Here is a 22893-nt window from a genome sequence, read left to right as displayed (position 1 = left end):
CCCGTCAGCCACGCAGCTTGCCCAGGTTTTGCAGTGTCCCGATGAGCACCGTCTGCGAGGTGTCGCCCGCGCCGCTCTGCAAGGTGCCCAGCTTGGTCGTCAAGGTCTTGGACGCGGTGGCGTCCGACACCAGCATGGTGCTTTGCGCCAGGATGGAGGCCACGCCCGCGCCCGCGCCCGAGGCGGTATTGGTCTTGCTCACCACCACGTGCTCGGCGGCATCACCCACGGCCGCGCCCAGCTCGCCTTGCGCCTTGCTCAACATGCTCTGCGCCTTGGCGCGCTCTTCTGCCGTGATGTCGGCTCGGCTGGCCAGGTCGATCAGGCCCTGCACACGCTGGCGCTTGTAGTCCACGTCCTGGGCCAGCTGGTCCAGCAGGGTGTCGCCGGTGGCGATCAGCTTGCCGCTGCCCACCACGCCGGCGGCGGTGGCCTCTTTGGTGCTGAAGGCGCCCTTGACCAGGCCTTCGACGCTGGAGGACTGCAGCTTGAGGCGGTTGTCCACGTCCAGGTTGACGGCCAGGATCTTCTCGTCGAACTGCTTGGTCGAGGCCTCGATCCGGTCGGTCAGGGTCTTGCTGGTGATGGCGAACTGCGAGCCGATCTGCGCGGTGACCATGGTGTCCAGGTCCAGCTTGATCGGGCGCACGATGCCGATGGGGCGGATGTCGGCAATCGGTGGGCGCATCAGGGGTGGGCGCCGCAGCGGGGGCTCTTCGGGCTCGGGCTCGTCGACCTCCTCAAAGCTGTAGGGCAAGGCGAAATCGCCCACCACCGTGCCGGCGTCGTCGTACAAGAGCACCAGGGTGCCGCCGCGCCAGGCGCCGCCCAGGTGATCCAGCGAGGGGTGGTCGCTCACGAAGCGCGAGAGCAGCAGCTTGTCGTCCTCGCGCTCGTCCTTGGCGGCGATGAGGTCGTCCAGCCAGTTGAGCCACAAGGGGTGCGTGGTCTGGATCAGCGAGTCAATCGGCGAGACGATGTCGTTGCGGGCGACCTCACCCAGCTTGCTGCGCACATCGCCCAGGCTTTGCAGCTTGGTACCCAGGCCCTCGTTCCAGGCCGTGGTTTGCGTCTCTTGCTTGTAGAGCGTGTAGCGGGTCTGGTTGAGGGCGGGCAAGGCGCGCGCGGTCAGGGTGCCCATGTCATTGCGCACGGTCTCGACCGCCTGGGTGACCGAGCTGAGTTCGCTCACCTGATCGGGGATGGTCTTTTTCTGAACGGCCTCCTGCACGTTGTCCGAGAAGCGCGCGGTGAAGGCCTTGCCTTCGTCCAGGCGCACGGCCACGTCCTGGCGCAGCAGGTAGTGGAAGCGGTGCAGGTCGGTGTAGCGGATCTGCGGGCGGATGCGGATGAACTTGCGCAGGTTGTGGGCGAGCACCGCGTGCACCTTGAAGGGCAGGTTGTTGTCGGCCACCAGCGCCTTGAGTTCTTCGCGCACCTTGCCCACTTCGCGGCCCAGATGGCCTTCGACGCGGAACATCTCGTAGCCGGCAATGGCGCTGCCCAGGGGGTTGCGGGCCCGCGCGGTGCCACCGTAGTCGGCCGCGCGGTAGCCCAGGTTGGCATCAGCCTGCTGGCGCTTGCTGAGGCGGTAGTTCCACTGCGTGCTGATGTCGGGCTTGTAGTACCAGGGGATGGCGCGCTCTTCCAGCGGCACCTCCTCGCCCATGCTGGGTGTGACGCGCAAGGTGGCGTCGTCGGGCACGACGAAGCAGTCCATCTGCGCTTGCAGCTTGCGCACCAGGAAGCCCGCACGGGCCGCGGCCTCGCGCGCACCGGTGTCGGCCACGGACGGGAAGAAGGCCGTGCGCAAATCAGTCGGGTCCAGCACGCGGCCCAGCAGCAGGTGCTTGGGGAAGGCCGAGGCGCCGGGCAGCAGGATGGCCGTGGTGTCGAGCAGGGCGTCCACCATGGCGTTCCAGGTGTCCACCATGTCCTTGAAGAAGCCGTAGATGAGCTGGGCGTTGCCAATGGCGATCTGCCCATGGATGGCCTTGAGGCGCAGTTGCCAGGCTTCCACGGGGTTGAGGCCAAACAGGGTTTGCAGCTCGGGGGCGAAGTCCTGACCAAAACGCTTGAGGCCGTCGTTCAGGCCATCGAGCACCTCGGTGCAGGCATCGCGGTAGCGCGCCATGAACAGGGTCGTGTTGACCATGGTTGCGTTGAGCTTGGGGCGCGTGGCCAGCAGGTCGGGCAAGGCGCGGGCCCGCTCGCTCACGGGCCGGAAGGTGTCGCGCAAGGCCTTGGCGTCTTCGGGCTGGGCCAGCAGCACGCGCAGCTTCTGGGTAGCGCGGCGGCCCAGGTTGTCGCAGTTCTCGCCGATGCACAGGTCAGGGTCCACCTCGGTGGTTTCAACCAGCAGGACCACGGCCCAGTCCTGCTGCTTGACGGGCGTGGGCAAGGCGGTGCCCAGCAGGTCCTGCTCGTCCGTCAGCTCCTGCAGCTTGATGATGGTTTTACCATCCGGATAAAAAGGCGCGTACTGGGGCTGCTTGTTGTCGTAGGACTTGCTGTGGGTGAAGCGCACAGCTTGCGGCCACACGACCAGGTCGCCGTCGGTGGTGACACCCAGGCCCGGCGTGACGGTGATGGCTGCGTCGTCAGCCACCACTTCCAGGCCGCTGACCACGCCCACCCCCACGAGGTTGGTGCGTGTCAGGCGCTCTTGCTGGTTGAGGTAGAGGCTCAGTTCATTGAGCTGACTGTGGGTGAGCACCTGGTCGCGCTCGAAGACCGTGTAGGTGCTCACCGGGGTCGAGCCCAGCAGTTGCAGGACCTTGATCGGATCAGCCATGGTCCGTCTCCTTGGGGTCAGATGTGTGGATTTGTTGAACGCTGCCCAGCGCGGTGCTGCCCAGGACGAAGGGGTCCTTCGGCGTGGCCTCGGTGGCGCAGTCATACAGGGTGCGCTGCGGGTAGACGCTCTTGATGGTGCTGAGCACAGCGATGAGCGCAGCCAGCTTGGCCGTGCGCTCGGCCCGGGTCACGCCGGCGTGCACATTGAGCCAGTCGCGGTAAGCGCCTTCAAAGCGGGCCATGTCATCGCTGCCCACCCAGCAGATGCGGGGCATGATGTGGGCGGGCACCTCGGCGCGGATGCAACGCTCGGCGAACGCGCGGAAGGGCCTGTGCTGGAAGCGCCCGGCATAAGCCGGCATCACGATGAACAGGCGCCAGGAGTAGGGGTCGGCGTCTGCGCAATCGGCGCAGTCCGTGTCCAGGCAGATGGGCATGAGCGGGTCACCCGCCTCCATGGGCCGCAAGAGCAGGCCTTCAAGCGCGTACAGGCCCTCGCCGCTGTAGCGGTCGATCAGGTAATCGCGCAGCTCGCGCATGGCGGCCTGCAGCTCATCTTGCGTGGCAAAGCCCTGGTTGCGCCGGCCCAGCACAGTGGTCTCGTCGTCAGGGGCCACCACGCGGAAGTAGAACTGCGTGTCCTTGCCCTGGTGCCAGCGGTAGTGGCTCAGGTCCTGCGCGGCAGCAATGGCGCGGATCATCAGGCCTTGCGCTTCCTGCGGGGTCTTGAAGTGGGTGGTGGACGACAGCAGGATCTTGTCGGTCACGCCATGCACCACGCGGTAGCGGAACTCGTCGTTCGGTGTCTGGTCGATCTCGGCGTAGGCGTCGTAGGACACGGTCGCCAGGTTGCGGCGGCTGAAGTCGTTGATGCCCAGCAGGGCCGCGATGCGCCGCTCCAGGCCGCTGACGTTGTCGCTGTTCCAGGCGCCATGCAGCGCGTCGGCCTGCTGGTGAAACGCACCGGCACGGTTGGCGCTCAAGGCAGGTGCTGCAGCCAGGAAGTCGGCCTTGTCGGCCAGCACCTCGCGGCGCTCGTCACCGAACACCGAGGCCATGATGGAGGCGTAGGACGAGAAGTCTTCGCCGATGCGGGCCAGCAGGTGGTTGTACAGGCGGTCGCGGCGGGCCATGGCCTGGTCGGGCGGCTCGATCAGGTCGGCCAGTTGCTGCGCCGACAGGTCGGGCGTGAACAGCTTGCTGCGGTCGATGAAATCATCCTGCACGGGCTGGGCGCTCAGTGCATGCACGGGGGTGGCCGCATCACGCAGGCGGTCGGCCTGGGCTTGCAGTTCATCGGGGTTGACCGACAGCAGCGCACGGGCCTGGGCCATCTGGGCCGCGTCATTGGCCAGTTGCTGGTCGAACAGCATGAGGAAGGCACGCCATTGCAGTTGCTGGGCCTTGAGGCGCTCGTCGGCCGTGCGGGGCAGGCCGATGGGGCCCAGGCCATACAGCTCAGGGAAGTCGCGCTGGATGCTGCGGTAGGCGGCCAGGTCTTGCCATTGGCCTGGCGGCACGGCCGGGGCATCTTGCTGGTCGGTCTCGACCGACTGGCGGGCGGCCTCGCGCAAGGCGTTCAATCGCGTTTGCACGGCAGCAGGCACGGCGTCCATGTTCCAGGTCGACACCGGTGTGCCGCGCTTGCGCATCACCAGGCGGCCGGTGGGTGCCTTGGCGTACAGGGCCAGGCGCGGCATGTGGCCAGCCTGGACCGGCACCTGCCAAGGGTTGGGCACGCTTTGCGCCAAGCCATCTGCATCCAGCGGGCTGAGCGTGACGTCGGTGATGGCGCGCAGGCCGGGCACGTCCATCAGCCGGCCGATGAGGTCAGACAGGCGCAGCACCTCGGGCAGCTCGGAGGCCCGCAGATCGCGCTCGTCGATGAAGCCGTTTGCAAGCAAGGGGCCGTCGAAGATCTCGTCGATGCGATAGGGCTGGCCGCTGGGTGACAGGCGCTGGCGCATCTGTGCCAGGCTGTAGCTGGGCACCATGGGCGCCAGGGCCTGCTCGGCCACGAACAGCCATTGGGCGGCGGCCTCGGTCACGTCGGCATGCACGTCCAGGTCCACCTCGGCGCACAGCGCGAAGTACTGCACCGGCACGGGCTCGATGGCCACGAAGTCCTCGCACAGGTTGCGGTTGGCCTGCAGCGCCTCGTGCACGCGCTGGAGCACCACCTCCTGGTCGGCCTGGGTGGTGACGTGGTCCATGAAGTCCACCTTCACGCGGTACAGGCCCTGCAAGGCCACCGGCTGGCTGTGACCGTGTGCGGGGGGCACATAGGCCAGCTCGCGCGCCAGCAGGTCGGCGTACAAGGGCATGGCGGGCTCTGGGACCACCCAGGCGTTCTTCACGCCATCCAGGTCGATCAGGAGCTTGCGCCAGTCCAGCCTGGTCAAGGGCCGGTTGGGCAGGACCGCGCGCGGCTTGAAGAACTGCCGCGCCAGCTCGGGCGTGCTGCCGGTGAGCGGGTCACGCGGCTCGGCCAGCCAGTCTTCGATGGCGGTGCCGGCCTTGAAGCCCAGCTCGGCCAGGGCCAGGCTCAGCATCTCCAGCGTGGTGATGCCGGGGTCGTGGATGTTGTGGTCGGTCCAGGTGCGGCCGGCCAGCTCGCGCAGGTGGGCCAGGCCTTCATCGAACAGGGCGCGCGGGTCTTCACCCGTGGCCAGGGGCGCACGCTTGAGGGAGAGCAAGGTGGTGGCTTGAAGTGGGGCCAGGGCCATCAGGTGATCTCCTGGATATCGTGTTCGGCGGCGGACACCAGGATCACATCGGGCGCCTGCGGTGCGAGTTCGGGCTGGTCCTCGCCGGGGTGATCCAGGCGCGCCAGTTTCACGTCGGTGATGTAGTCCACATAGTCCAGGGACTCGATGGCGTCCACCAGGGCCGAGCGCACCACGCGCCCGCCAAAGTTCAAGGGGCGGCTGACATCAAAGGCCCAGGGCGACAAGGTCTGCACAATGGCCTGGTTGAGCTGCGACTTGTAGTAGCTGAAGGCAAAGCCATCGCGCATGTGCACCTTGAAGCTGAGCTGGACGGGCTGGTAGCGCGGGTTGCGCACGGTGACTGCCGAGGGTTGCGCCGATGTTGGCGCCGAGTTTTGCGCGGACGTCTGGTCGGCAGGCGTGCCCTGGAGGCACATGGCCGAGCGTTGCAGCACGAAAGCCTCGATGCGCTGCAAGGTGTCCAGGTCCACACGCGGGGTCAACAAACCCAGCTGGTGTTGCAGGCGCAGATTGGGCACGACCACCAGCATGACGCAACCCGGCGCCCGCCAGGACTGGCTGTTGGCATACGGGATGCACTTGACACGGTCGAGCATGGGGAAGGCTTCGAGCACGAGGCGCTCGTGGTCCCAGGCGGTGATGGCGCGGCCCCGGTGGCGCAGGCGTTCGGCGGCACGGCGAGACAGGGCGGCATCGTCTTCCATCAAGGCCCCGCCAAAGGACGGATAGGGCTGGCTCAAGGCCTTGATCTCGGCCACGGGGCTCTTGAGGCGCGTGATGCGCCCGGCCGGCAAGGCGTTGGCCAGGTGGCTGGCACCCAGGCCCTGGTCCACCCAGGCCACTTCCACGGCATTGGCGTGCACGCCCACCAGGCTGCAGGCTGCACGCGGCTCTTGGGCGATGGCCGCACGCAGCCAGACCAGGCCCGCTGGCATGCGCGTGTTGTCGGTACTCACGTTGTCGGGCAGGACCACGTTGATCAGCCCGCTGCGGCGCAGGCCACTGGTGGTGTCCAGCGGCAGATCGGGCCCGGGGTTGAGGGCCTGCCAGGCGTTGTCGGCCAGCACGGACCAGCGCACGGCCTGCACATGGGCCAGCGGGTCGGCGCTGCCTTCTTGCGCTTGCAGCAGCAGGCTCAAGGGCTCACCGGCCTGCACGCCCGACACGCCGATGAACAGCTCGCCGGCCGCCGTGTGCCGCGGCAACAGCGACACCGAGGCCTGCTTCATCCAGCTGCGCTGGCGGCTCAGCCACAGGTGCTCGCGCGCCACACCGAATACGTCCACATGGTAGAAGGCCACCTCGGCCTCGGTGAAGGCGCTCAGCGATTCATCGTGGATGGCCGTGCGCTCGGTCTCGGCCTCGTAGCTCAGGGTCAGCTCCTTGAGCTTGGGCGTGTAGGGCTCCTGGATGACCGTGGGCGGCTTGGCGTCGGCCGTGAGCAGCAGCATGCGGATCGCGTCGTTGCGGTAATCGCCGTGCAGCAGGTCGGTCGTCAGGCTCAGGGTGATGAAGCCGGGGCGCACGGTGGCGGGCACGGGTGGCTCAGGCGCCTCAACCTTGCGTGGCGGGCTGTGGCGCTGGTTCTCGCTTTGTTGCTGGTGCAACCAGGCCTTGATGTCGCCCTGCTTGCGGGCCACGGCGCTGCCGGACTGGTGAAGAGCGTAAGCCTCCTGCAGGCGGCCCTTGCTGACCTTGCGGACTTTGTAGTTGGCCTTGTCCAGCGCCAACTCGATGCCGGTGGTGGCCGCGGGCAGGATGGTGCCGGTGGCCGTCTTGTGCTGGGCGCGGGCATCGGCCCAGTCGGCCTGCACGGCCACACCATGGGCCAGATTGGCCTGGTGCGTGTAACTGGCGTAGCGGGTGGTGAGCGCGGTCTGCGTGGTGGGCGCGCCCTGCCAGACCAGGTTCAGCGTCAGCGCGCTCAGCGACTTGCCCAGGGCCTCGGCGCAGCCGATGAAAAAGCGCGAGCCTTCTGCAGGCTGCGAGCCAAAGGGCAGGAAGGGCTTCTTGGCATCCAACGCGCCCAGCTCGCCTTCGAGCACCAGCTTGCGCATGTCCTTGACCACCACGGCCAGCTTGACCTGCTGCAGGCTCAAGCCCGCCAGCTCATCGTGGCCCAGCAGCCCATCGGGCTTGAGCAGCAGTTGGGCCACGGGCAGGCCAGCTTCGAAAGGCTGGGCGTGCACCTCGCTCAGGTCCACCACGGCGGGCTGGTCGGCTTCCAGGGTGAACTGCAAGGCGCGCTGCTTGGCATCTGTCGATGACACGGCTTTGAGCGCATACGGCCCGATCCAGCCCTTGGGGCCGCTGAGCAGCACCTCGAAAGACGCGGCCAGGGCCTCGGCGCTGAGGCGCTCGCGCAGGCCGTCCAGGTAGAGCGTGAGCGTGACGGTGCGTGTGCCTTCGCTCAGACGCAGCAGGGGCGAAGCCAGGGCAAAGCCCGTGGTGGCGAAGGGCAGCGCAGGCCGGTCGGGCAAGGCTTGCGCAAAGGGTGACCACACCGGGTTGTCAGGCGGCAGCTTGCCACCCAGGCCGTCGATGGAATCGGCGATGGGCGCGCAGACCAGGCGGTGGCTGGCGTGGCTGACCGCGCGCAACTGGGCCACCTTGGCGTGGTTGAGCACGGTGGGGCGCACGGGCTGATAAAGCAGCTCCTGCTGCTGGGCGTCCTTGCCACCCGACAGCCACTGGCCCGGCTTGAGTTCGACCGGTGGGGCGCCCTTTTTCAGGTCCACCAGCACATGGGCGTGGTCCGGCTGCGCGGCCTTGGGGGTGAAGGCCAGCACCGTCTGCATCTGGAAGTTCAGGTGCTGGCGGGTGAAGTCATTGAGCAGGGCGCGGGGGTGGCGGGCCAGGCGGGCAAAGGCCATCAGCAAGGCAAGGTGCGGGGGCAGGTTGCCGCCCTCGCCATCTGCACCAACGGCACCATCCGCGCTTTGCAGGATGTCCTGCCAGGTGCCGGCGATGCGCTCGGGTGAGTCTTCGTAGAAGTTCAGCTTCGCGGCCAGCGCGCGGGCCGCCAGCACCAGGTCGGCCGGGGTGCGCTCGTCCAGCGGGGCATAGGCCGCGTCCAGGTGCGGGTTGAGCCGGTCGGCCTGGCGCGTGCCCGGTTCGGCCAGCTGTGCGTTGTGGAGGTCAGGCGTGGTGGCCATGGTGTTCATCAGCTGCCGCGGCGCGGCGCGGCCAGGCGCTGCTCATTGGCATCGCCCAGGTAGAAGGGGTAGACCAGGTTGAAGCGCGAGTTGGTGCTGCGCACCTCGTAGTCCAGGCGCACTTGCAGCACGCCGGCCAGCGCTTCGCTGTCGTCGATCACGAGGTTGAGCACGCGGATGCGCGGCTCGTGGACCAGCACACCGGTGCGGATGCGGTCCAGCAGCAGGCTGCGCAAGGTGGTGCTCAGGGGCTCGAACATCAGCTCGCTGAGGTCCAGGCCATAGGTGGGGAAGAGCGGGCGCTCGCCGGGCTTGGTGCCAAACAGGATGCGCAGGCTGGCGTCGATGTCGGCCTCGTCCTGCGTCATGCGGGCGCCGGCCGAGCCAAAGGCGGGCGGGAAGGCCCAGCCGCGGCCGAGGAAGGGAGGGGTGTCGTTCATGGTGTGTGCGTCCCGGGCTCAGCCGATCATGACCGTGGGGGCGCCCACCGCGGGTGAGGCCCCGCAGGCGCTGCTGTCGCCCACGCGCAAGGCCGGCTTGCCGCCGATCAGCACGGTGGCGCTGCCGGCCACGAACGGCGTCACCGGGGGGTGGGGGGGCGGGATCACGCAGCTGTGCATGTCGCCCAGCACGGCCGCCGGCATGCCCCCGATCATCACGGTGGGCACACCGGGGCCGATCACGGTGCCCCCGTGGGTGCTGACATCGCTGACGCGGGCGGCGGCTGGCATGGTGGTGGTCCCTTGTGGTGGTGTGGTCAGCGTCAGTTGATGTTCACCAGCGAGCCGGCCACCTTGACCGTGGCCGCGCTTTGCAACTCGGCGCCGGCGCTGCCGCTGAGCTTGAGCTGGGTGCCCGCCTCGACCTTGAAGTCGGTGCTGGTCTTGATCTCACCCGCACCGCCGATGTCGTACTTCGTGTCGCCCGCGGTCTTCACCTTCAGGTCCTTGCAGCTCTCGATGGTGATGCCCTTGTCGTCCAGCACCAGGCTGTTGCCGTTGCTGTCCTTCAGGCTGACCGACGCCTTGTCGTCGTCCAGCACGAAGGTGTGGCCACCGGGTGTGGAGATGGTCAAGACGATCTTGTCGTCGTTGAAGTGCAGCTTCATGCCGCTGCGGCTGGTGTAGCCCTTTTCATGGTTGTCGTTGCTGCCGGCAATCGGCGCGGGCTTGGCGCTGCTGTGCAGCATGCCCAGCACCACAGGTGTGCGCGGGTCATCGTCCAGGAAACCGACCACGACCTCGTCGCCGATCTCGGGGCGCACCACGAAGCCGCGGTCCTTGCCGGCGTCCAGGCTGGCCAGGCGCGCCCACACGCCGTCGCTGCTGTCCACCAGGGGCAGTTGCACGCGGATGCGGAACTCGCTATCGGGGTCCTCGTTGTCGGTGACCACGCCGATCTGCAGGCCATGCACGGGCGCCAGCAGGCTGGGGGTGCGGGCCTGCGCCAGGCGGGCGCGGCGCTCGGGGTCTTCGGGCACGCCACCAAACTGGATGTGGGTCTTCCAGCCTTGCACCAGGTCCATCTCGTGGCGCACGCCCGTGACCAGGATCTGGCCATTGAAGCGCTCGCCCACGCCGGCCAGCTCGACCACGTCACCGGGTTGCACCTGGCCCAGGCCTTCGCACTTGGCGCGGCCCGTGGCCTTGCACAGGCGGGCCTGGGTGAAACGCGCATCGGCGGCCGCGGTGGCCTCGTCGTCGCTGAGCATGGCGTGGCGCAACTCCAGCGCGTCCACGGCCACGGCATCGGCCAGCTCATCGGGCGTCAGGTTGCCCGGGCCGGTGAAGGAGGGCGCGCTGCCATCCAGCGTGTGCACGGCCTGGTCGGCGGCGTTCCAGGTCAGGGTCTTGACGGCCTTGGTCTGCTCGCGCGCGTCGATCTCGGCGTCCAGCTCGATCAGGGTCGAGCCGTATTGCAGCGTGACCACGGGCGAGCCCTTCAAGGCCAGCTTGCGGGTTTCGATGGCTGCGCCGCGTGTCAGCACCAGGTGGCCATTGGCCTGGGCGCGGGTGACGAGGAAGTCCCAGTCCGTGGTGTCGTATTGCACCAGGTGCTTGTGCTGGTAGCTGGTGGACTCGACCGTGGCCTGGATGCCACCCAGCAGCGCAGTGATGACGTCGCTGTCGGTCTTGTCCAGGTGGTTGGCGCTGTGACGCTTGAGGCTGAGCTTGGTGGCCGCGTGGCGGCACTCCACGATCAGCTGCGAGGCGCCCTGCTCACGCACCTTCAGGCGCTGGCGCACCACGATGCCTTTGAACAGCGTGTCCATCTGCGAGCCGGCCCCGGCCTGCACCTCGATCTGGGCACCGGGCACAAAGAGGCTGTCGTTGCTGAGCGTGAAGTCGCTCACATCGGCCGTGCCATCGCGGTACACCAGGCGCGCCGACGCGATGTGGTTGGCGGTGTTGACCACGCTGGCCGCCAGCAGCTGGTGCGTGCGGGGCACGACCGTGCCGTTCACCTTGACGGCGAACTCGCGTTGTTCGATCGGCGTGGGGAGGGTGCGTTCGGCAGGCATGCCTACTTCTCCAACGGGGGGAACACCACGCGCGTGCCGGGCGGCAGTTGCCGAAAGCCACTGAGGCCATTGGCGCGCGCCACACGGGGGGCATAACAGGGGTCACCGTAGATGGCGGTGCACAGGCTGTAGAGCGTGTCGCCGGCCTTGAGCACGCGCACATGGGTGAGGTCGGGAGACGAGTCCTGGGCCAGCGCCACGCGGGTCTGATCATCAGACGCATCCGAGAACACGGCCGTGATCACGGCCCGCAACGGCTCGCCCGTGGGCTTGAACAGCTTGTAGACGATGGACGCGCTCTTGAGCACGCAACGCTTGACAGCGATCTTGCCCCAGGCCACCTTGAGGTAGTTGGGGCGGTGGATGTCGCCGTTGTAGCCGGTCACGGTCTGGAAGGAGGCGATCTTTTGCTGCACATCCAGGGCCACGCCATTGGCCCCGGTGCCATCCAGAAAGAAGTTCAGGCTCAGGTCGCCCGGCTTGACCTTCTTGAAGTCCATGCGGCTGCCCGTGGTGCCGGCACCTTGGGCACTGTCGTACTCCATCTCGTAAGACAAGGTCAGCTCGGCCGGGTTGACATAGGCCTCGAAGGTGCCGATGGCCGAGCCGCTGTAATCCGGCTTGGTGAAGGCCTGGATCAAGAGCTTCTCAAGCTGGCCGGATGCACCGCTCATCAGGCCTCCTTCTGCTCGCGCAGGATCTCGAGCACGCGCTCCACGCACTCGCTGACCAGGGCCTGGCGGTCCTGCAGGGCCGGCGGCGGCGTGGCGCTGCCACCCGACTCCTGGTTGCTGACCTCGACCGAGATCACGACTTCATCAACGATCAATGGCATGACGGGCTCCGCACAGGTTCAAGGTGGCGATCAGGCTTTGTCCAGCGTGAAGTACTGGTAGGCCAGTTGCAAGGACTCGACCACATAGGCATTGGCCGAGGCATTGAAATCACTGACCGACCACTTCACCGGGTAGGCCCCCACGATGCGCCAGGTCATCAAGGGCTCACGCTGTTCGTTGAGCAAGGTGACGATGACGTTGTGGGGCTGGATGTCCAGGTTTTCGATGCACTGGCGCACCCAGTCCCAGATGGCGGACTGTTTCATCAGCCCCCGCTTGAGCACCAGGTCCGGGAACTTGGCGCGCACGGGGTAGCGCTGCACAAAGCGGTTCTCGCCACCTTCGGGCACTTCTTCGGTGGCGATGTCCACGCTCAGGCCGCCGACGTCGGTGAAGCGGGTATCCCCATCCTCCGAAGGCGACAGCCCTTGCACCTCGACCTTGAAGTGAAAGCCTACGGGTGGTGTGTACATGGGCCCGGCTTACTCGTTCTGCACTTCCATGCCCTCGTGCGCGATCTCGATGGACTCGATCGCCACCTCGTTGGCCGCGGCCTTCAGTTGCGGCCCTTCCACCTTGACGGGGAAGGCGTTGTGGATCTTCCAGACCATCACGGGCTCGTGCGATTCGTTGAGCAGGCTGATGGTGAGGTCACGCCGCTCCACGGTGTTGAGCTTGATGGTGGTGAGCCATTTGTAGAAGTCGTTGTCCGACTTGACCACACCGCGCTTGAGCGTGATGTTGCTGAACTTGCGCAGGCCGGGCATCTTGATGGACGAGTACTCCGGGAAGGAGCCGTCGCGGTATTCGATGACCTGGTTTTCTTGTGTGAGACCTGTCACCTCGGAGAAGCCAAGGCGGTTGCCGCCCCACTGAACAGAGAAGTGGAAGACGGGCAAGGGATATTGACCGGGCATGTCGATTCCTTCGGATGTGGTTCAGTGTGGGATCAGGAGGTCTGCAGCTTGTGCGAGAACTTCAGGATGATGAATTCCGCGGGGCGGACCACGGCCATGCCGATCTCGACGATCAGGCGGCCTTCCAGGATGTCCTGGCTGCTCATCGTGGTGCCCAGGCCGCAGCGCACGAAGAAGGCGTCCTTGGTGCTGGCGCCGGCCAGCGCGCCTTCGCGCCACTTCTGAGTCAGGTAGTTCTCGATCATGCCGCGCACCTTGACCCAGGTGTTGGCGTCATTGGGTTCGAACACGGCCCAGTAGGTGGACTTCTTCACCGACTCCTCGACCATGTTGTAGAAGCGGCGCACCGAGATGTAGCGCCACTCGTTGTCGTTGCCGGCCAGCGTGCGTGCACCCCAGACCAGCGTGCCCTTGCCCGCAAAGGCGCGGATGGCGTTGACCGACTTGCCCGAGTTGGCGTCGATGTTGAGGTTGTCGGTGTCGTCACTGTCAAACAGGTAGGTGGGCGCCAGCACGCCATTGAGGCTGACGTTGGCCGGGGCCTTCCACACGCCACGCTGGTTGTCCACCAGGGCGTAGATGCCGGCGATGGCACCAGACGGTGGGCACACGGTGACGGCGCCGTTGACGCCCTTGAGGATGGCGCGGTAGAGGCTGAAGTTCTCGCCCAGATAGGCTTCGTCGTTGCTGCGGTAGGTGGTGGCCGCCGCCGCGATCTGCGACAGCGCGGTGCCGACTGCGGCCAGTGCCGCCAGCACGGTGGGCATGGTGGCGTCCAGCTGCGCGGCCAAGGTGGTGCCCGGCGCGGTGGGGACCTTGCCCGTGCTGGCGGCCACGGCCGTCCAGGTCGTGCCCCAGGCGGTGGCCGAAGGCGCCGTGCCCTGGTCCTGCTGCACGGTGTAGGCCGGTGCGGCCAGGGCCAGTTCCTTTTCAATGGCCAGCAGCGGCTTGTAGACCGGCACCAGCACGTCGGTGATCTGGCTGTTGACGATGGTGACCAGCTCGGCACAGGTCAGCTTGACGGCAGCGCTCACCAGGCCATCCACCGCGCGGGCGGCGTCCATCAGGAAGTCGAACACCGCCTGCGCCGTGCCCACGGTCTTGCCGCCCTTGTAGGCCATCAGCAGCGCATCCTGCTTGCCCGAGAAGCTGGTTTGCGGGTCGAACAGATTGGCCTTGGTCGTGGCGATCAGGGGCAGGTCGGCCAGCACCTTGTCCAGGCGCGCGAGCTTGTCCTTGATGGCCTGCTCGGAGGTCAGCGTGGACAGGTCCACGGGCTGCGAGCCCTTGTACAGCTTGGTGGCCGGCTTGGTCAGGTCGGCGTAACCCACTTGCTTGGGATAGTTGATCTTGAGCCAGGGCGCGTAGGCCGTGCCGTACTTCAGGCTGTTGATGCCGACCTTGCTGCGGAAGTTGTCGATGGCGGTGCCGTGCGCGGTCTTGTTGTCGTAGTAGCTCGTGTCCATCAGGGCCACGCGGTCACCCAGCTTGCCGGCCTGGGCCAGCGTGGCTTGCTGGAAGGCGGCCAGGCCGTCCGCGTCCAGCGAGGCCGCATCGGGCGACAGCAGGATGGTGGGCTCGTCCACCGTGGCCACCTTGGCCAGGCCGGCAATGAGCTGGTCCTTGTCGATGCTGTCCGTGTGCTTGCCCACCGACACGATGTAGCAAGGGCCACCGCCGTTGTCGAAGAACAGGCGCATGCTGTCGTACAGGTGCTTGGTGTTGCCCGTGCCCAGCTCGGCGCGCAGGAAGTTGCCCGCGTCGTCCAGCAGCACCTTGCTCACGTCCAGCGTGGGCACACCGCCGAAGAGCTGCTCGAACTCCAGCAGCGAGGTCACGCGCGTGGGCACGTTCTTGAGGTCGCCCTCGACATCGCGGGTGGCTTTGGCGGTGTAGCCAATGAAGGCAGGCACGGCGGTCGCCACCTCGGCCACCGAGGGTGGGAACACCGAGATCTCTTCGACATACACGTCAGGCGTGCGGTAGGTTGGCATGGCGGATTCGCTCCTCTACGGTTTACTCAGGTGGACGACAAACTGGGCATCGCCGCGATCGGCCCCGGGCTGAGGCAGATCGCCGATGAGCACTTCACCCAGCCTTTGCAGTGCGATGCCATGCGGGCCCCGGGCCTGGCGGGCAATGGGCGCATTGGCTTCAAACAGCACGAGCTGACGGGTGTGCCCCGGATCGAGCAGATCAGGGGAAAGGTGACCCTGGCCGAAAGGCGGCACGTGGCGGGTGAAGGTGACGGGGTTGCGGCTGTCGGTGGCCGCGCCCTGGTCCTGGATCTGGATGCTGTCGAAGTCCGCCTGGTTGGCGGGCTTGACCAGCACGTAGTAGCGCAGCACGTCTTCGCGGGCGGGCAGCGTCAAGGTGAAGTCGTGGCCGTGCAGCACGTGGTCTGCGGCGATCTGGAGCGTCAACACGCCCCAGCAATCGGCAAGGCCCGGCGCGATGAACAGGCGCTGCTGCGCCAGCACCATGCCGGGCTGCGCTTCTTCGGTGATCTGCACCTCGCCTTGCAAACCGCCTGCGTCCCACTGCCAGCTGGCATCGGTGGGCGACAAGGTGATGCTGGCTTTGGGCAGGCCACCAGCGGTGACCGCACGCAGCGTCAAGGGGCGCTCGTCTCGCTTCGGCGTGATGGTGATGCGGCTGCCGCTGATGCGCACCCCGGTGGGTTGGGCATCAATGGCATCGATGGATACCGCATTGGCGAACAAGGCCTGCTGGCCTTTTTGCAGACCCAGGTCGCCCGTGTACTGCACGAAGGTGGCGCTGCGTGGGGCCAGGCCGAACACCAGGGTGCGGCCCGTGCTGTCGATCAGGGCATGGCCATCGGCGTCTTCTTCGATCAGCACATGCAGGCGGCCGTCGATCTCGCGCGCCATGGCCCGCATGGCCTTGAGCGCATCCTGCGTGGCCGGTGGCACCACAAAGGCCAGGGCGTCGCTCATGCCGCCATGAAAGGCGTGCGACAGGGCGATGGTCCACAGCGTGCGAAAGCCTGTGTTCATCGCATCTCCATGCGCGTCTGGATGCCGGTGACGGGCGAGCCCGTGCCTTGCGGCTCGGCGTCCTGCAGCCACAGCATGCGCACGCGGTAGACCATGGCCGGCAGGTGCTTGCTGCCGATGCAGGTCCACAACTGGTTGAGCTGCTCGGGGCCGTAGTTCAGCAACTCGACCGACAGGCGCTCGATGCCGGCGGGCATGCCGGGGTAGTCGGTGGGCGTGAAGACCGGGTGCGACTGGAAGAAGGTCAGCAGCAGCGACAGCTGGCGCAGGCACTGGTCGTAATGCTGAAAGCGCCCGCTGACCACCACGATGAGGTTGACCTTCAAGGGCGGCGGCAGGGTCAATTCACGACCGGCCACGATCTGGCGCACGGGCAGCTGCTCGCGCATCACGCGCTCTTCCTCGATCTGGAACAGTGTCATGCGGGTGGTGTCCACACCGATGGCCAGCGCGCCGGTTGTGTAGTCCACAAAGGGGCCGACATCCAGCTTGCCCAGGTCCAGGCCCAGGCGACGCGCCATGAAGCCGTTGGCCTCGTCGCTGAGGAACTTCAAGGCGAGTTCGATCAAGACCGAGCCCCCCTCAAGCCGCGTACACCCCACTGCATGGATTGCCTTGTTCTCAGAAGTGAAATCTGATTTCAGTTTATGGGAACAAGGGTTTCAAAACGGTGAAGGACTACGTTCTAGGGGGGTGTGCAGTTGACTCAGGTCAAGGGTCAAACGCCTGGTGACGCGCCCTGCGGGCCCCTTGCCGCAGGGTGGCGCAAGCGTGACCAAGCTCACAGCCTGATCGACCAGGGGTTCATGCCCCCTGCATTCCAGGGTGTCGACCCTGTAGCGCCAAAACGCCGCAGTGACTACGCTACTTACATCCGCTTGCACTGCAAGGAGAGCAGCATGAGTGTCCGTCTGTCCATCGCCCTGATCGCGGGCGTCGTGATCGCACAAGGTCTGTTTGCCACGCATGTGAAAAGCGACCTGGTCCGTGTGTGCAACCCCGACACCAAGGCCTGCCAGTTCGTGCACCGCTGACACGCGCTGACACGCGTTCAGCCCTCCAGGTCCACCTCGACCAGGCCCCCATCCACCAGGCGCAGTGGGTACTCGCGGATACGGCAACCTTCGGGCCGCAAGCCCTCGCCATTGCGCCCATCGAACACCCAGCCATGGACGGTGCAGATCAGCACGCGGCCATTGAAGTCCGAGTTGTTGACCAGGCTTTGGCCCTCATGCGGGCACACCCCATGGAAGGCCCGCGGCTGGCCCCCATCAGGCCACAGCACCAACACCTCGCGCCCGTCGAGCATGAAGGGCGTGCTCTCGCCCTCACCCAGGTAGCGCTGCTTGCAAAGCGTCTGAAAGGTCATGGTGCAACCGCTCAGGCGATGCAGCGCACGTCATCGGCTTGCGCCACGAAGTGCAGGCGGTCCAGTTGGTCGAACACCTCGTTGCTGATGTCGGCGGCATAGCGGTTCTCGTACCAGGCGCAGGCATAGGGCAGGAACAAGCTGCCCAGCGGCAAGTCCTGCAGCGCCCGCTCGCCGGCATGCAGCACGGCGGCCACGCCCTGGTTGCCCACCACCGGCACGTTGTCGTCACCAAAAACCTCGAAGGCGACGATGAGTTTGGATGCCTGGACACCACCTTCCGTTGTCTTGACGGCGGTCACGCGGATGTTCTGAAAGCGGCGGCCCACCTTGCCGCTGTCTTGCGATTGCGCGAACTCTGCGAGCTTGCCCTTCTTGACGAGCGTGGCCTCGGTCAAGGGCACACCCAGGTCGGCCAGGCCATGGGGCTTGGCGGGCTTGATGTCGATGGCGGTGGTGGACAGCAGCAGGGCAGGCATGGCAGTGAGGGGATCGGGATGATGACCACGCCATTGAAAACCCATCGGGCAAGGCCACGCTTGTGCTCGGGTATGAGACCGAGTGCGGCAGTGGGGGAAGCCGCGGGGCAGGTGCAGATGCTCAGATTCAGGTCAGATGGCCGAGTCCAGCAAAGGCCGGGTCAGCATGTAGATCGAGAAGGCCAGCGAGAGTGCGCCCATCGACCAGATCGCCGCGATCACCAAAGAGGCATCCCGCCGTTTCAGCAAGGCCAGTTTGATCAGCCCCGCGATCATCGCCAGCAAGGCCATGGCGGTGCTGGCCATCACCGCACCACGGGCCATGGTGATGGCGCCCGCCTGCACGCTTTGCAAGGTGATGGGCGTGTTGACCAGGAACAGCGCGTAGGCCAGCCAGGTCAGCCCCAGCCAGATGGCGCCGCCCACGGCCAGCTTGAAGGACGGGGGTTTGGGGGAAGGCGAAGTCATGGTGGCCATGATACGCACTGGCATGCACGCGCAGCCGGGGCTATGCTGGTAGCCACGACAGGCTGACCAGGGGGACCGCAGGCATGAGCACCCACCACCGCCAGCAGGCCATCGACGCCTTGCTGGATCACATCCGTGCCGAGGCCTTGTCATGCGGCGCCTGTACCGGCCGCCCCATGCTGTCTGACCGGGTCATGCGGGCCATGGCGGCCGTGCCCCGTGACGCCTTTGTCGACCCCGATCTGCAGGACGAGGCCTGGCTGGACGCGCCCCTGCCCATCGGCCACCAGCAGACCATCTCGCAACCCTTCATCGTGGCCTTGATGACGGACCTGATCGACCCCAAGCCCGATGACGTGGTGCTGGAGATCGGCACCGGCTCGGGCTACCAGGCCGCGGTGCTGGCTGGGCTGGTCAAGCAGGTGCAATCGGTGGAGGTGATCGGGGCCCTGGCCCGCATGGCCGCACAGCGCCTGCAAGGCATGGGCTTGCACAACGTGCATGTGCACCACAGCGATGGGCACAGCGGCTGGCCAGCGGGTGGGCCTTATGACGCCATCGTGGTGACGGCCGCTTCGCCCGTGATCCCGCCAGCCTTGGTTGAGCAGCTCAAGCCCGGGGGCCGGATGGTGATCCCGGTGGGGCCGCAGCATGGCCGGCAGGAACTGGTACTGGTCAGCAAGGATGCGCAGGGGCAGGTGACCGAGTCGGGCTTGCTGCCGGTGGCGTTTGTGCCTTTGACGGGCGGCGCGCCCGCCCTTCGCGCTTAACCCAGCTCGTCGTACTTGCGGCTGCTGCCGCGGGCCTGGTCCACCGGGTAGCGGCTTTCGTTGATCGCCATCTTCTCGCGCGCCGCTGCCATCAGGTCCACGCCCAGCGCGGACGACAGCTGCACCAGGTAAAGCAGCACGTCGGCCATCTCGTGGGCCACGGCCTGCTTCTTGTCGGCATCCAGGTTGCGGCTTTGCGCTTCGGTCATCCACTGGAAGTGCTCCAGCAGTTCACCGGCCTCCACGATCAGGGCCGAGGCGAGGTTCTTGGGCGAGTGGAAGGGGCCCCAGTCACGCGCGTCGGCGAACTGTTGCAGGCGCTGGGCGAGTTGGGGGATGGAGTCGTCTGGCGGCACGGCATGAACCCATGTTGTTCAGCCCCGATTAGACGGCAAAACGCCGGTGCGCCATTGACGCTGTACGAGCCCCGTTAAAGAATGGGCTGACTCAGCCGATAAACCGCTCAACGTGCAAGCGCTCTCAGGAGGCCCCATGTTGCAAGCTTCGTCACCCATCCTCAAAGGCACCCTGGTTGTGCTGCTGGCTGTGGCCGGCGTGAGCCCCACCCTGGCGGCCTCCGTCAAGGACCCGGGCCCTGTCCCGACGGCATCGCGCCATGTGCAGGAGTTCGCCGCCGGCGAAGGCTTGTGCGATGGTGACCGGGTCAAAGAGGCCGTGTCCCTGATCTACGAGCAGGACGACATGAGCGCGGCGGCCAACATCGCCTTGCGTTGCGAGTTGCTGGCCAACACCGAAGGCCGACCCTTCAACCGCACGATCGCCTCGCGCATCAAGGCCCTGATCGCCATGCGCACGCGCGACATGGCGGCGCTGAAGATGGCCGGTGAATCGCTGGTGGCCGAAGCCCAGGTGCCCGAGTACGTGGCCGATGGGCACCTGTTCATCGCCTTTGCCTGCCTGTTTGGCGGCAACCCCAAATGCGCCCGCGAGCACGTGGACCAGGCCAAGGCCATGTTCACCGAGCTCAATGTGGCCGACGCCCTGAACCAGTTGCGCCCGCTGGAGCAGACGCTCAGCAAGCTGGAGCAGCAGGGCGACGGGCGTTGAGGCCCTGGCCGAGGCAGGCGGGCCGGTTCAGCTTGGTTTTCAGGGCGCGTCAAAGCGCTCGATCAGGCCTTGCGCTTCCAGGGCGTGCAGCATCTCCAGCACCTCGAACAAGGTGGTGCCCGACAGCTCCGACAGCACGCGCGCACTGGTGAAACCGGTGACCATGCGCAACAAGGAAAACCGACGCTCGTCCACAAAGGCCTTGCGTGAGGTGGCCACCACTTGCCCTTTGTGGGTGCGTTTGAAGACGGTCTCTTCGAGCGGGTAGGGCATGGCTGACATCTCACGGCTACAAGGGCCTCGCCAGCTTAACCAGGGTCTTTGAATCCCGCTCGGTCTGATCCCTTGACCCCATGAGGCATTCGGATCATGGTGGCCGCACCGGAAACGCCATCTCGCCCTGCTTTGTGCATTTGCGCATACCGGGCGAGAAGAAATCATCCTTGGTCACGCACCTGTCAAGCAAGGCGCCTAGCCTGCATCTGGCATACCTGATGGAGACCATGATGGGGCTGGCGGCCGAGTATCTGGAGACATATCCCAAGCTGCAAAGGCTGGTGGAACAGGTCGAGGCCAGGCAACTGCATGTGCAGACCGCCGGCCCCCGCCTCAGCCCCAGCGCCTGGCTGGCGCGCTGGTTGTCCACACCCTTTGACGACCTGGATGGGCGCCAGCCCGCGTATTTCCTGCCCTACGCGGACTATGACCTGATCCTCATCGGCCTGCTCATCAAACTGCAGACCAGCCTGATCTGGCAAGACAGCATGGCCGGCATCGAGTGGTGAATGCGCAGGCGGGATTCACTTCTTGTCGTTCTTGTCGCCCTTGTCACTCTTGGGGCGACCGGGCTTGAGTGGCAACAGGCTGTCCAGCGCGGCCTTGAGCTTGGCATCGGGCAGCGCGGCCAGGGCTTGCAGGCCCGCACGCAGCAACTCGCTCTTCTTGGCAGGCCGCTTGAACGCCAGTGCGCGCTCCTTGAGCTGGGCGATCAAGGCCCAGTCGTCTGCGGGCATGGTGAAGCTGTCACGCACCAGCTTGATCTTGATTTTCTCGACCTTGGCCACGGGGGGCAGCGCCTTCGCCGTGGCGGTCACGGGTGCGGCCACGGGGGCCTTCACGGGCTTGGGTGCCGGGGCCTTCTTGGCGGCGACCTTGGTGGGCGCTTTGGCGGCCGGGGTTTTCTTGATGGCTGGCTTTTTGACAGCGGCTTTTTTGACTGCGGTGGCGTTCATGGTTTGACCTTGTAAATCGTATAAACGATTTATACCAAATAAGTCAGCTTGGTCAAGCCGCACCTAGTCCAGACGGATCACCTCATCCTCGCCACCCGGCACGCAGCCATCAGCCAGATCGCCCCAGCCCCGGTGGATCACCACGTGGTCTTCGGTGTGGCAGAACTCCACGCGGGTGGCCTGCGGCACCGCCTGGTGCACAAAGGCTTCGATGGCGGCGGGCATGCTGACGCGATAACGCCGGGCGTCGATGTCCTGCTGGGGATGATCGTCACTGTGCACGAAGGGGATGAAGCGGCCCGCCCACATGAGCAGCCGGGAGCCGACGTCGATGTCGGTGGGCGCGTAGGCCTGGTCCTTCAGCCAGGCCTGGGCCTGGCCGCGCAACCCATCCATGCCGCCAGGCTCACCCGGTTGGGTCGAATCGGGCATGCCTTGCGGCAGATCCAGATGCCCCCAGGCCGTGGCCAGCAGCTCGATCAACCACTGGTTGCAGTTCTGGTAACGCGTGCTGAAGGGGTAGGCGTTGGCACTGTAGGTGGCGCCCAGCACGCTCAGGGCCTGGCGTTTGTCCAGCGCGGCGCGCGCCAGGTCGGCGGCCTGCTCGTCGGGCAGGAACACCACCGAGATGTAGCCCACGTTCGGGTTGTCCGTGCCCAGCAGGAAACCCGATATGCCCTGGTCATACACCCGGGGCTTGCGCTCGTCACAGGCGTAGTAGAGCTGGCGCACCGACCACGGTGTGTTGTCGCTGTCCTGCAGGCTGACACCGGCGTGCGAATAGCGGATGCCAAAGCGCTGCAGGTCCAACCCCGAGCGCGCCATCAGGGCCGCCTTGTGGCCGGAGCGGTCCAGCTCGGCCTTGATGATGGCGCCAAAGCGAAACAGCTTGTCTTGCTGGCTGGCGCTGACCTTGGCCTGCCTGTCGCACAGATTGAGCCATTCGGCGTGGGCCGTGCCCCCGCCCACCAGGGTCAGGCCGGCCAGGCCCATCAAGCCGACCAGACCGTTCAGGATGGCCCGGGGGACCGCCCTGAGCTGCGCGTTCAAAGCACCACGGGCCTGGTTGCCAGTTCGCGGAACCACTGGTCTTGCAGCACCAGGAAGAAGTCCTGGCGGGCTTCACCGGTGGCGAAGGCCATGCCGTAAGGGCGGTTGCGGGCCGTGACGATGGCACCCTTGGCCACCTGGTTCAGCTCGACGGTCTTTTGCGGCAGGATCAGGTCGAAGCTTTCATCAGGCCCCGCATCGGCCAACGCCTGCAGCTTCAAACGCACCATGCCGGGCTGGTCCGCCTCGGCGGTCACTTCGATGACCTTGTAGTCCCCTTCGGCGACCTTGTCGTCCTTGGTGGAGCTCTGGCTGGATTTCTTGAGCGAGGTGGACACGCTGCCCACTGCCGTGCTGATGCTGTCGGACACCGAAGCCGACAGCGTGGTGTCGGCCAGGGCAGGCAGGCTGATCATGCTGGACAGCAAGGCGGCGGCCAGCAAAGTGTGTTGAACAGGGCGCATGGTTCTCAGATCCTGATGGAAA

Annotated in this window: 25 protein-coding genes; 4 read left to right on the top strand and 21 right to left on the bottom strand. The window is 66.3% G+C overall.

All coding sequences use genetic code 11. The annotated features are described in order from the left end of the window. Positions 1-4: 4 nt before the first annotated feature. From HY019_RS01445 to HY019_RS01385, 13 genes are read right to left on the bottom strand one after another with little or no spacing between them, the layout of a single operon-like run. The gene (locus tag HY019_RS01445; protein WP_290687776.1) at positions 5-2794 is read right to left on the bottom strand and encodes a hypothetical protein; all 2790 of its coding nucleotides are present in this window, start codon (positions 2792-2794) and stop codon (positions 5-7) included. Then, the gene (locus tag HY019_RS01440; RefSeq protein ID WP_290687775.1) at positions 2787-5522 is read right to left on the bottom strand and encodes a hypothetical protein; all 2736 of its coding nucleotides are present in this window, start codon (positions 5520-5522) and stop codon (positions 2787-2789) included. Before HY019_RS01440 ends, HY019_RS01445 begins: the two co-directional genes overlap by 8 nt. Continuing rightward, entirely contained in the window at positions 5522-8680 is a 3159-nt protein-coding gene (locus HY019_RS01435) for a baseplate J/gp47 family protein (protein ID WP_290687773.1), read from the bottom strand. The genes HY019_RS01440 and HY019_RS01435 overlap by 1 nt, the downstream gene beginning before the upstream one ends. An 8-nt stretch (positions 8681-8688) precedes the next feature. Then, on the bottom strand, positions 8689-9120 hold the full coding sequence (locus HY019_RS01430) for a GPW/gp25 family protein (RefSeq protein ID WP_290687772.1): 432 nt from the start codon (positions 9118-9120) through the stop codon (positions 8689-8691). Positions 9121-9138: 18 nt separating this feature from the next. Then, complete coding sequence (locus HY019_RS01425; protein WP_290687770.1) at positions 9139-9411, bottom strand: PAAR domain-containing protein; 273 nt, start codon at positions 9409-9411, stop codon at positions 9139-9141. Between the two features lie 32 nt (positions 9412-9443). Then, on the bottom strand, positions 9444-11201 hold the full coding sequence (vgrG, locus tag HY019_RS01420) for a type VI secretion system tip protein VgrG (RefSeq protein WP_290687768.1): 1758 nt from the start codon (positions 11199-11201) through the stop codon (positions 9444-9446). Between the two features lie 2 nt (positions 11202-11203). Next, positions 11204-11875, bottom strand: a complete 672-nt coding sequence (locus HY019_RS01415) for a hypothetical protein (RefSeq protein ID WP_290687766.1) — start codon at positions 11873-11875, stop codon at positions 11204-11206. Continuing rightward, a complete protein-coding gene (locus HY019_RS01410; protein ID WP_290687764.1) occupies positions 11875-12036 on the bottom strand; it encodes a DUF5908 family protein in 162 nt (53 codons plus the stop codon). Before HY019_RS01410 ends, HY019_RS01415 begins: the two co-directional genes overlap by 1 nt. A 30-nt stretch (positions 12037-12066) precedes the next feature. Then, entirely contained in the window at positions 12067-12510 is a 444-nt protein-coding gene (locus HY019_RS01405; protein WP_290687762.1) for a phage tail protein, read from the bottom strand. Positions 12511-12519: 9 nt separating this feature from the next. Beyond that, complete coding sequence (locus HY019_RS01400; protein WP_290687760.1) at positions 12520-12954, bottom strand: phage tail protein; 435 nt, start codon at positions 12952-12954, stop codon at positions 12520-12522. 32 nt (positions 12955-12986) lie between these two features. Beyond that, on the bottom strand, positions 12987-14948 hold the full coding sequence (locus tag HY019_RS01395) for a phage tail sheath C-terminal domain-containing protein (RefSeq protein WP_290687758.1): 1962 nt from the start codon (positions 14946-14948) through the stop codon (positions 12987-12989). A 15-nt stretch (positions 14949-14963) separates the two neighbouring features. Beyond that, a complete protein-coding gene (locus tag HY019_RS01390) occupies positions 14964-15971 on the bottom strand; it encodes a hypothetical protein (RefSeq protein WP_290687756.1) in 1008 nt (335 codons plus the stop codon). Continuing rightward, complete coding sequence (locus HY019_RS01385; protein WP_290687754.1) at positions 15968-16540, bottom strand: DUF4255 domain-containing protein; 573 nt, start codon at positions 16538-16540, stop codon at positions 15968-15970. Before HY019_RS01385 ends, HY019_RS01390 begins: the two co-directional genes overlap by 4 nt. 330 nt (positions 16541-16870) lie before the next feature. Here HY019_RS01385 and HY019_RS01380 point away from each other — a divergent pair, with 330 nt between their 5' ends. After that, positions 16871-17005: a hypothetical protein gene (locus tag HY019_RS01380; protein ID WP_290687752.1), complete on the top strand. Its 135-nt coding sequence runs from the start codon at positions 16871-16873 to the stop codon at positions 17003-17005. 17 nt (positions 17006-17022) lie between these two features. On the opposite strand, the gene HY019_RS01375 is transcribed toward HY019_RS01380, so the two are convergent. The 3 genes from HY019_RS01375 to HY019_RS01365 all read right to left on the bottom strand — a co-directional run bounded on the left by HY019_RS01375 (position 17023) and on the right by HY019_RS01365 (position 18287). Beyond that, positions 17023-17340 carry a Rieske 2Fe-2S domain-containing protein gene (locus HY019_RS01375; RefSeq protein WP_290687750.1) on the bottom strand — a complete coding sequence of 106 codons (318 nt, stop codon included), beginning with the start codon at positions 17338-17340 and terminating at the stop codon, positions 17023-17025. Positions 17341-17351: 11 nt separating this feature from the next. Further along, positions 17352-17819 (bottom strand): hypothetical protein, encoded by a 468-nt coding sequence (locus HY019_RS01370; protein WP_290687748.1) that lies wholly within the window; start codon positions 17817-17819, stop codon positions 17352-17354. A gap of 132 nt (positions 17820-17951) precedes the next feature. After that, positions 17952-18287, bottom strand: coding sequence for a hypothetical protein (locus HY019_RS01365; protein ID WP_290687746.1), 336 nt, complete (start codon positions 18285-18287; stop codon positions 17952-17954). 83 nt (positions 18288-18370) lie between these two features. Between HY019_RS01365 and HY019_RS01360 the strand changes: the two genes are divergently transcribed. Next, complete coding sequence (locus tag HY019_RS01360; protein WP_290687744.1) at positions 18371-19057, top strand: protein-L-isoaspartate(D-aspartate) O-methyltransferase; 687 nt, start codon at positions 18371-18373, stop codon at positions 19055-19057. Here HY019_RS01360 and HY019_RS01355 read toward each other — a convergent pair. Further along, entirely contained in the window at positions 19054-19413 is a 360-nt protein-coding gene (locus HY019_RS01355) for a nucleotide pyrophosphohydrolase (protein ID WP_290687742.1), read from the bottom strand. The genes HY019_RS01360 and HY019_RS01355 overlap by 4 nt on opposite strands. 136 nt (positions 19414-19549) lie before the next feature. Between HY019_RS01355 and HY019_RS01350 the strand changes: the two genes are divergently transcribed. Continuing rightward, entirely contained in the window at positions 19550-20125 is a 576-nt protein-coding gene (locus HY019_RS01350; RefSeq protein ID WP_290687741.1) for a hypothetical protein, read from the top strand. A 39-nt stretch (positions 20126-20164) separates the two neighbouring features. Here the strand turns inward: HY019_RS01350 and HY019_RS01345 are convergent, their stop codons facing one another. Then, the gene (locus tag HY019_RS01345) at positions 20165-20398 is read right to left on the bottom strand and encodes a hypothetical protein (protein ID WP_290687740.1); all 234 of its coding nucleotides are present in this window, start codon (positions 20396-20398) and stop codon (positions 20165-20167) included. A gap of 170 nt (positions 20399-20568) precedes the next feature. On the opposite strand from HY019_RS01345, the gene HY019_RS01340 reads away from it, so the two are divergent. After that, entirely contained in the window at positions 20569-20910 is a 342-nt protein-coding gene (locus HY019_RS01340; protein WP_290687738.1) for a hypothetical protein, read from the top strand. Positions 20911-20925: 15 nt separating this feature from the next. Here HY019_RS01340 and HY019_RS01335 read toward each other — a convergent pair whose 3' ends face one another. The 3 genes from HY019_RS01335 to HY019_RS01325 form a co-directional block, all read right to left on the bottom strand. Beyond that, complete coding sequence (locus HY019_RS01335; RefSeq protein ID WP_290687736.1) at positions 20926-21357, bottom strand: hypothetical protein; 432 nt, start codon at positions 21355-21357, stop codon at positions 20926-20928. Between the two features lie 63 nt (positions 21358-21420). Beyond that, positions 21421-22407 (bottom strand): DUF2145 domain-containing protein, encoded by a 987-nt coding sequence (locus HY019_RS01330; protein ID WP_290687735.1) that lies wholly within the window; start codon positions 22405-22407, stop codon positions 21421-21423. Beyond that, a complete protein-coding gene (locus HY019_RS01325; RefSeq protein WP_290687733.1) occupies positions 22404-22871 on the bottom strand; it encodes a hypothetical protein in 468 nt (155 codons plus the stop codon). The genes HY019_RS01330 and HY019_RS01325 overlap by 4 nt, the downstream gene beginning before the upstream one ends. Positions 22872-22893: the final 22 nt, after the last annotated feature.

It is taken from the genome of Aquabacterium sp., from assembly GCF_016195855.1.
Taxonomy (GTDB): Bacteria; Pseudomonadota; Gammaproteobacteria; order Burkholderiales; family Burkholderiaceae_C; genus Aquabacterium.
The sequence above is the reverse complement of the archived record's forward strand: the minus strand, read 5'-3'. Positions and strand labels throughout refer to the sequence as shown.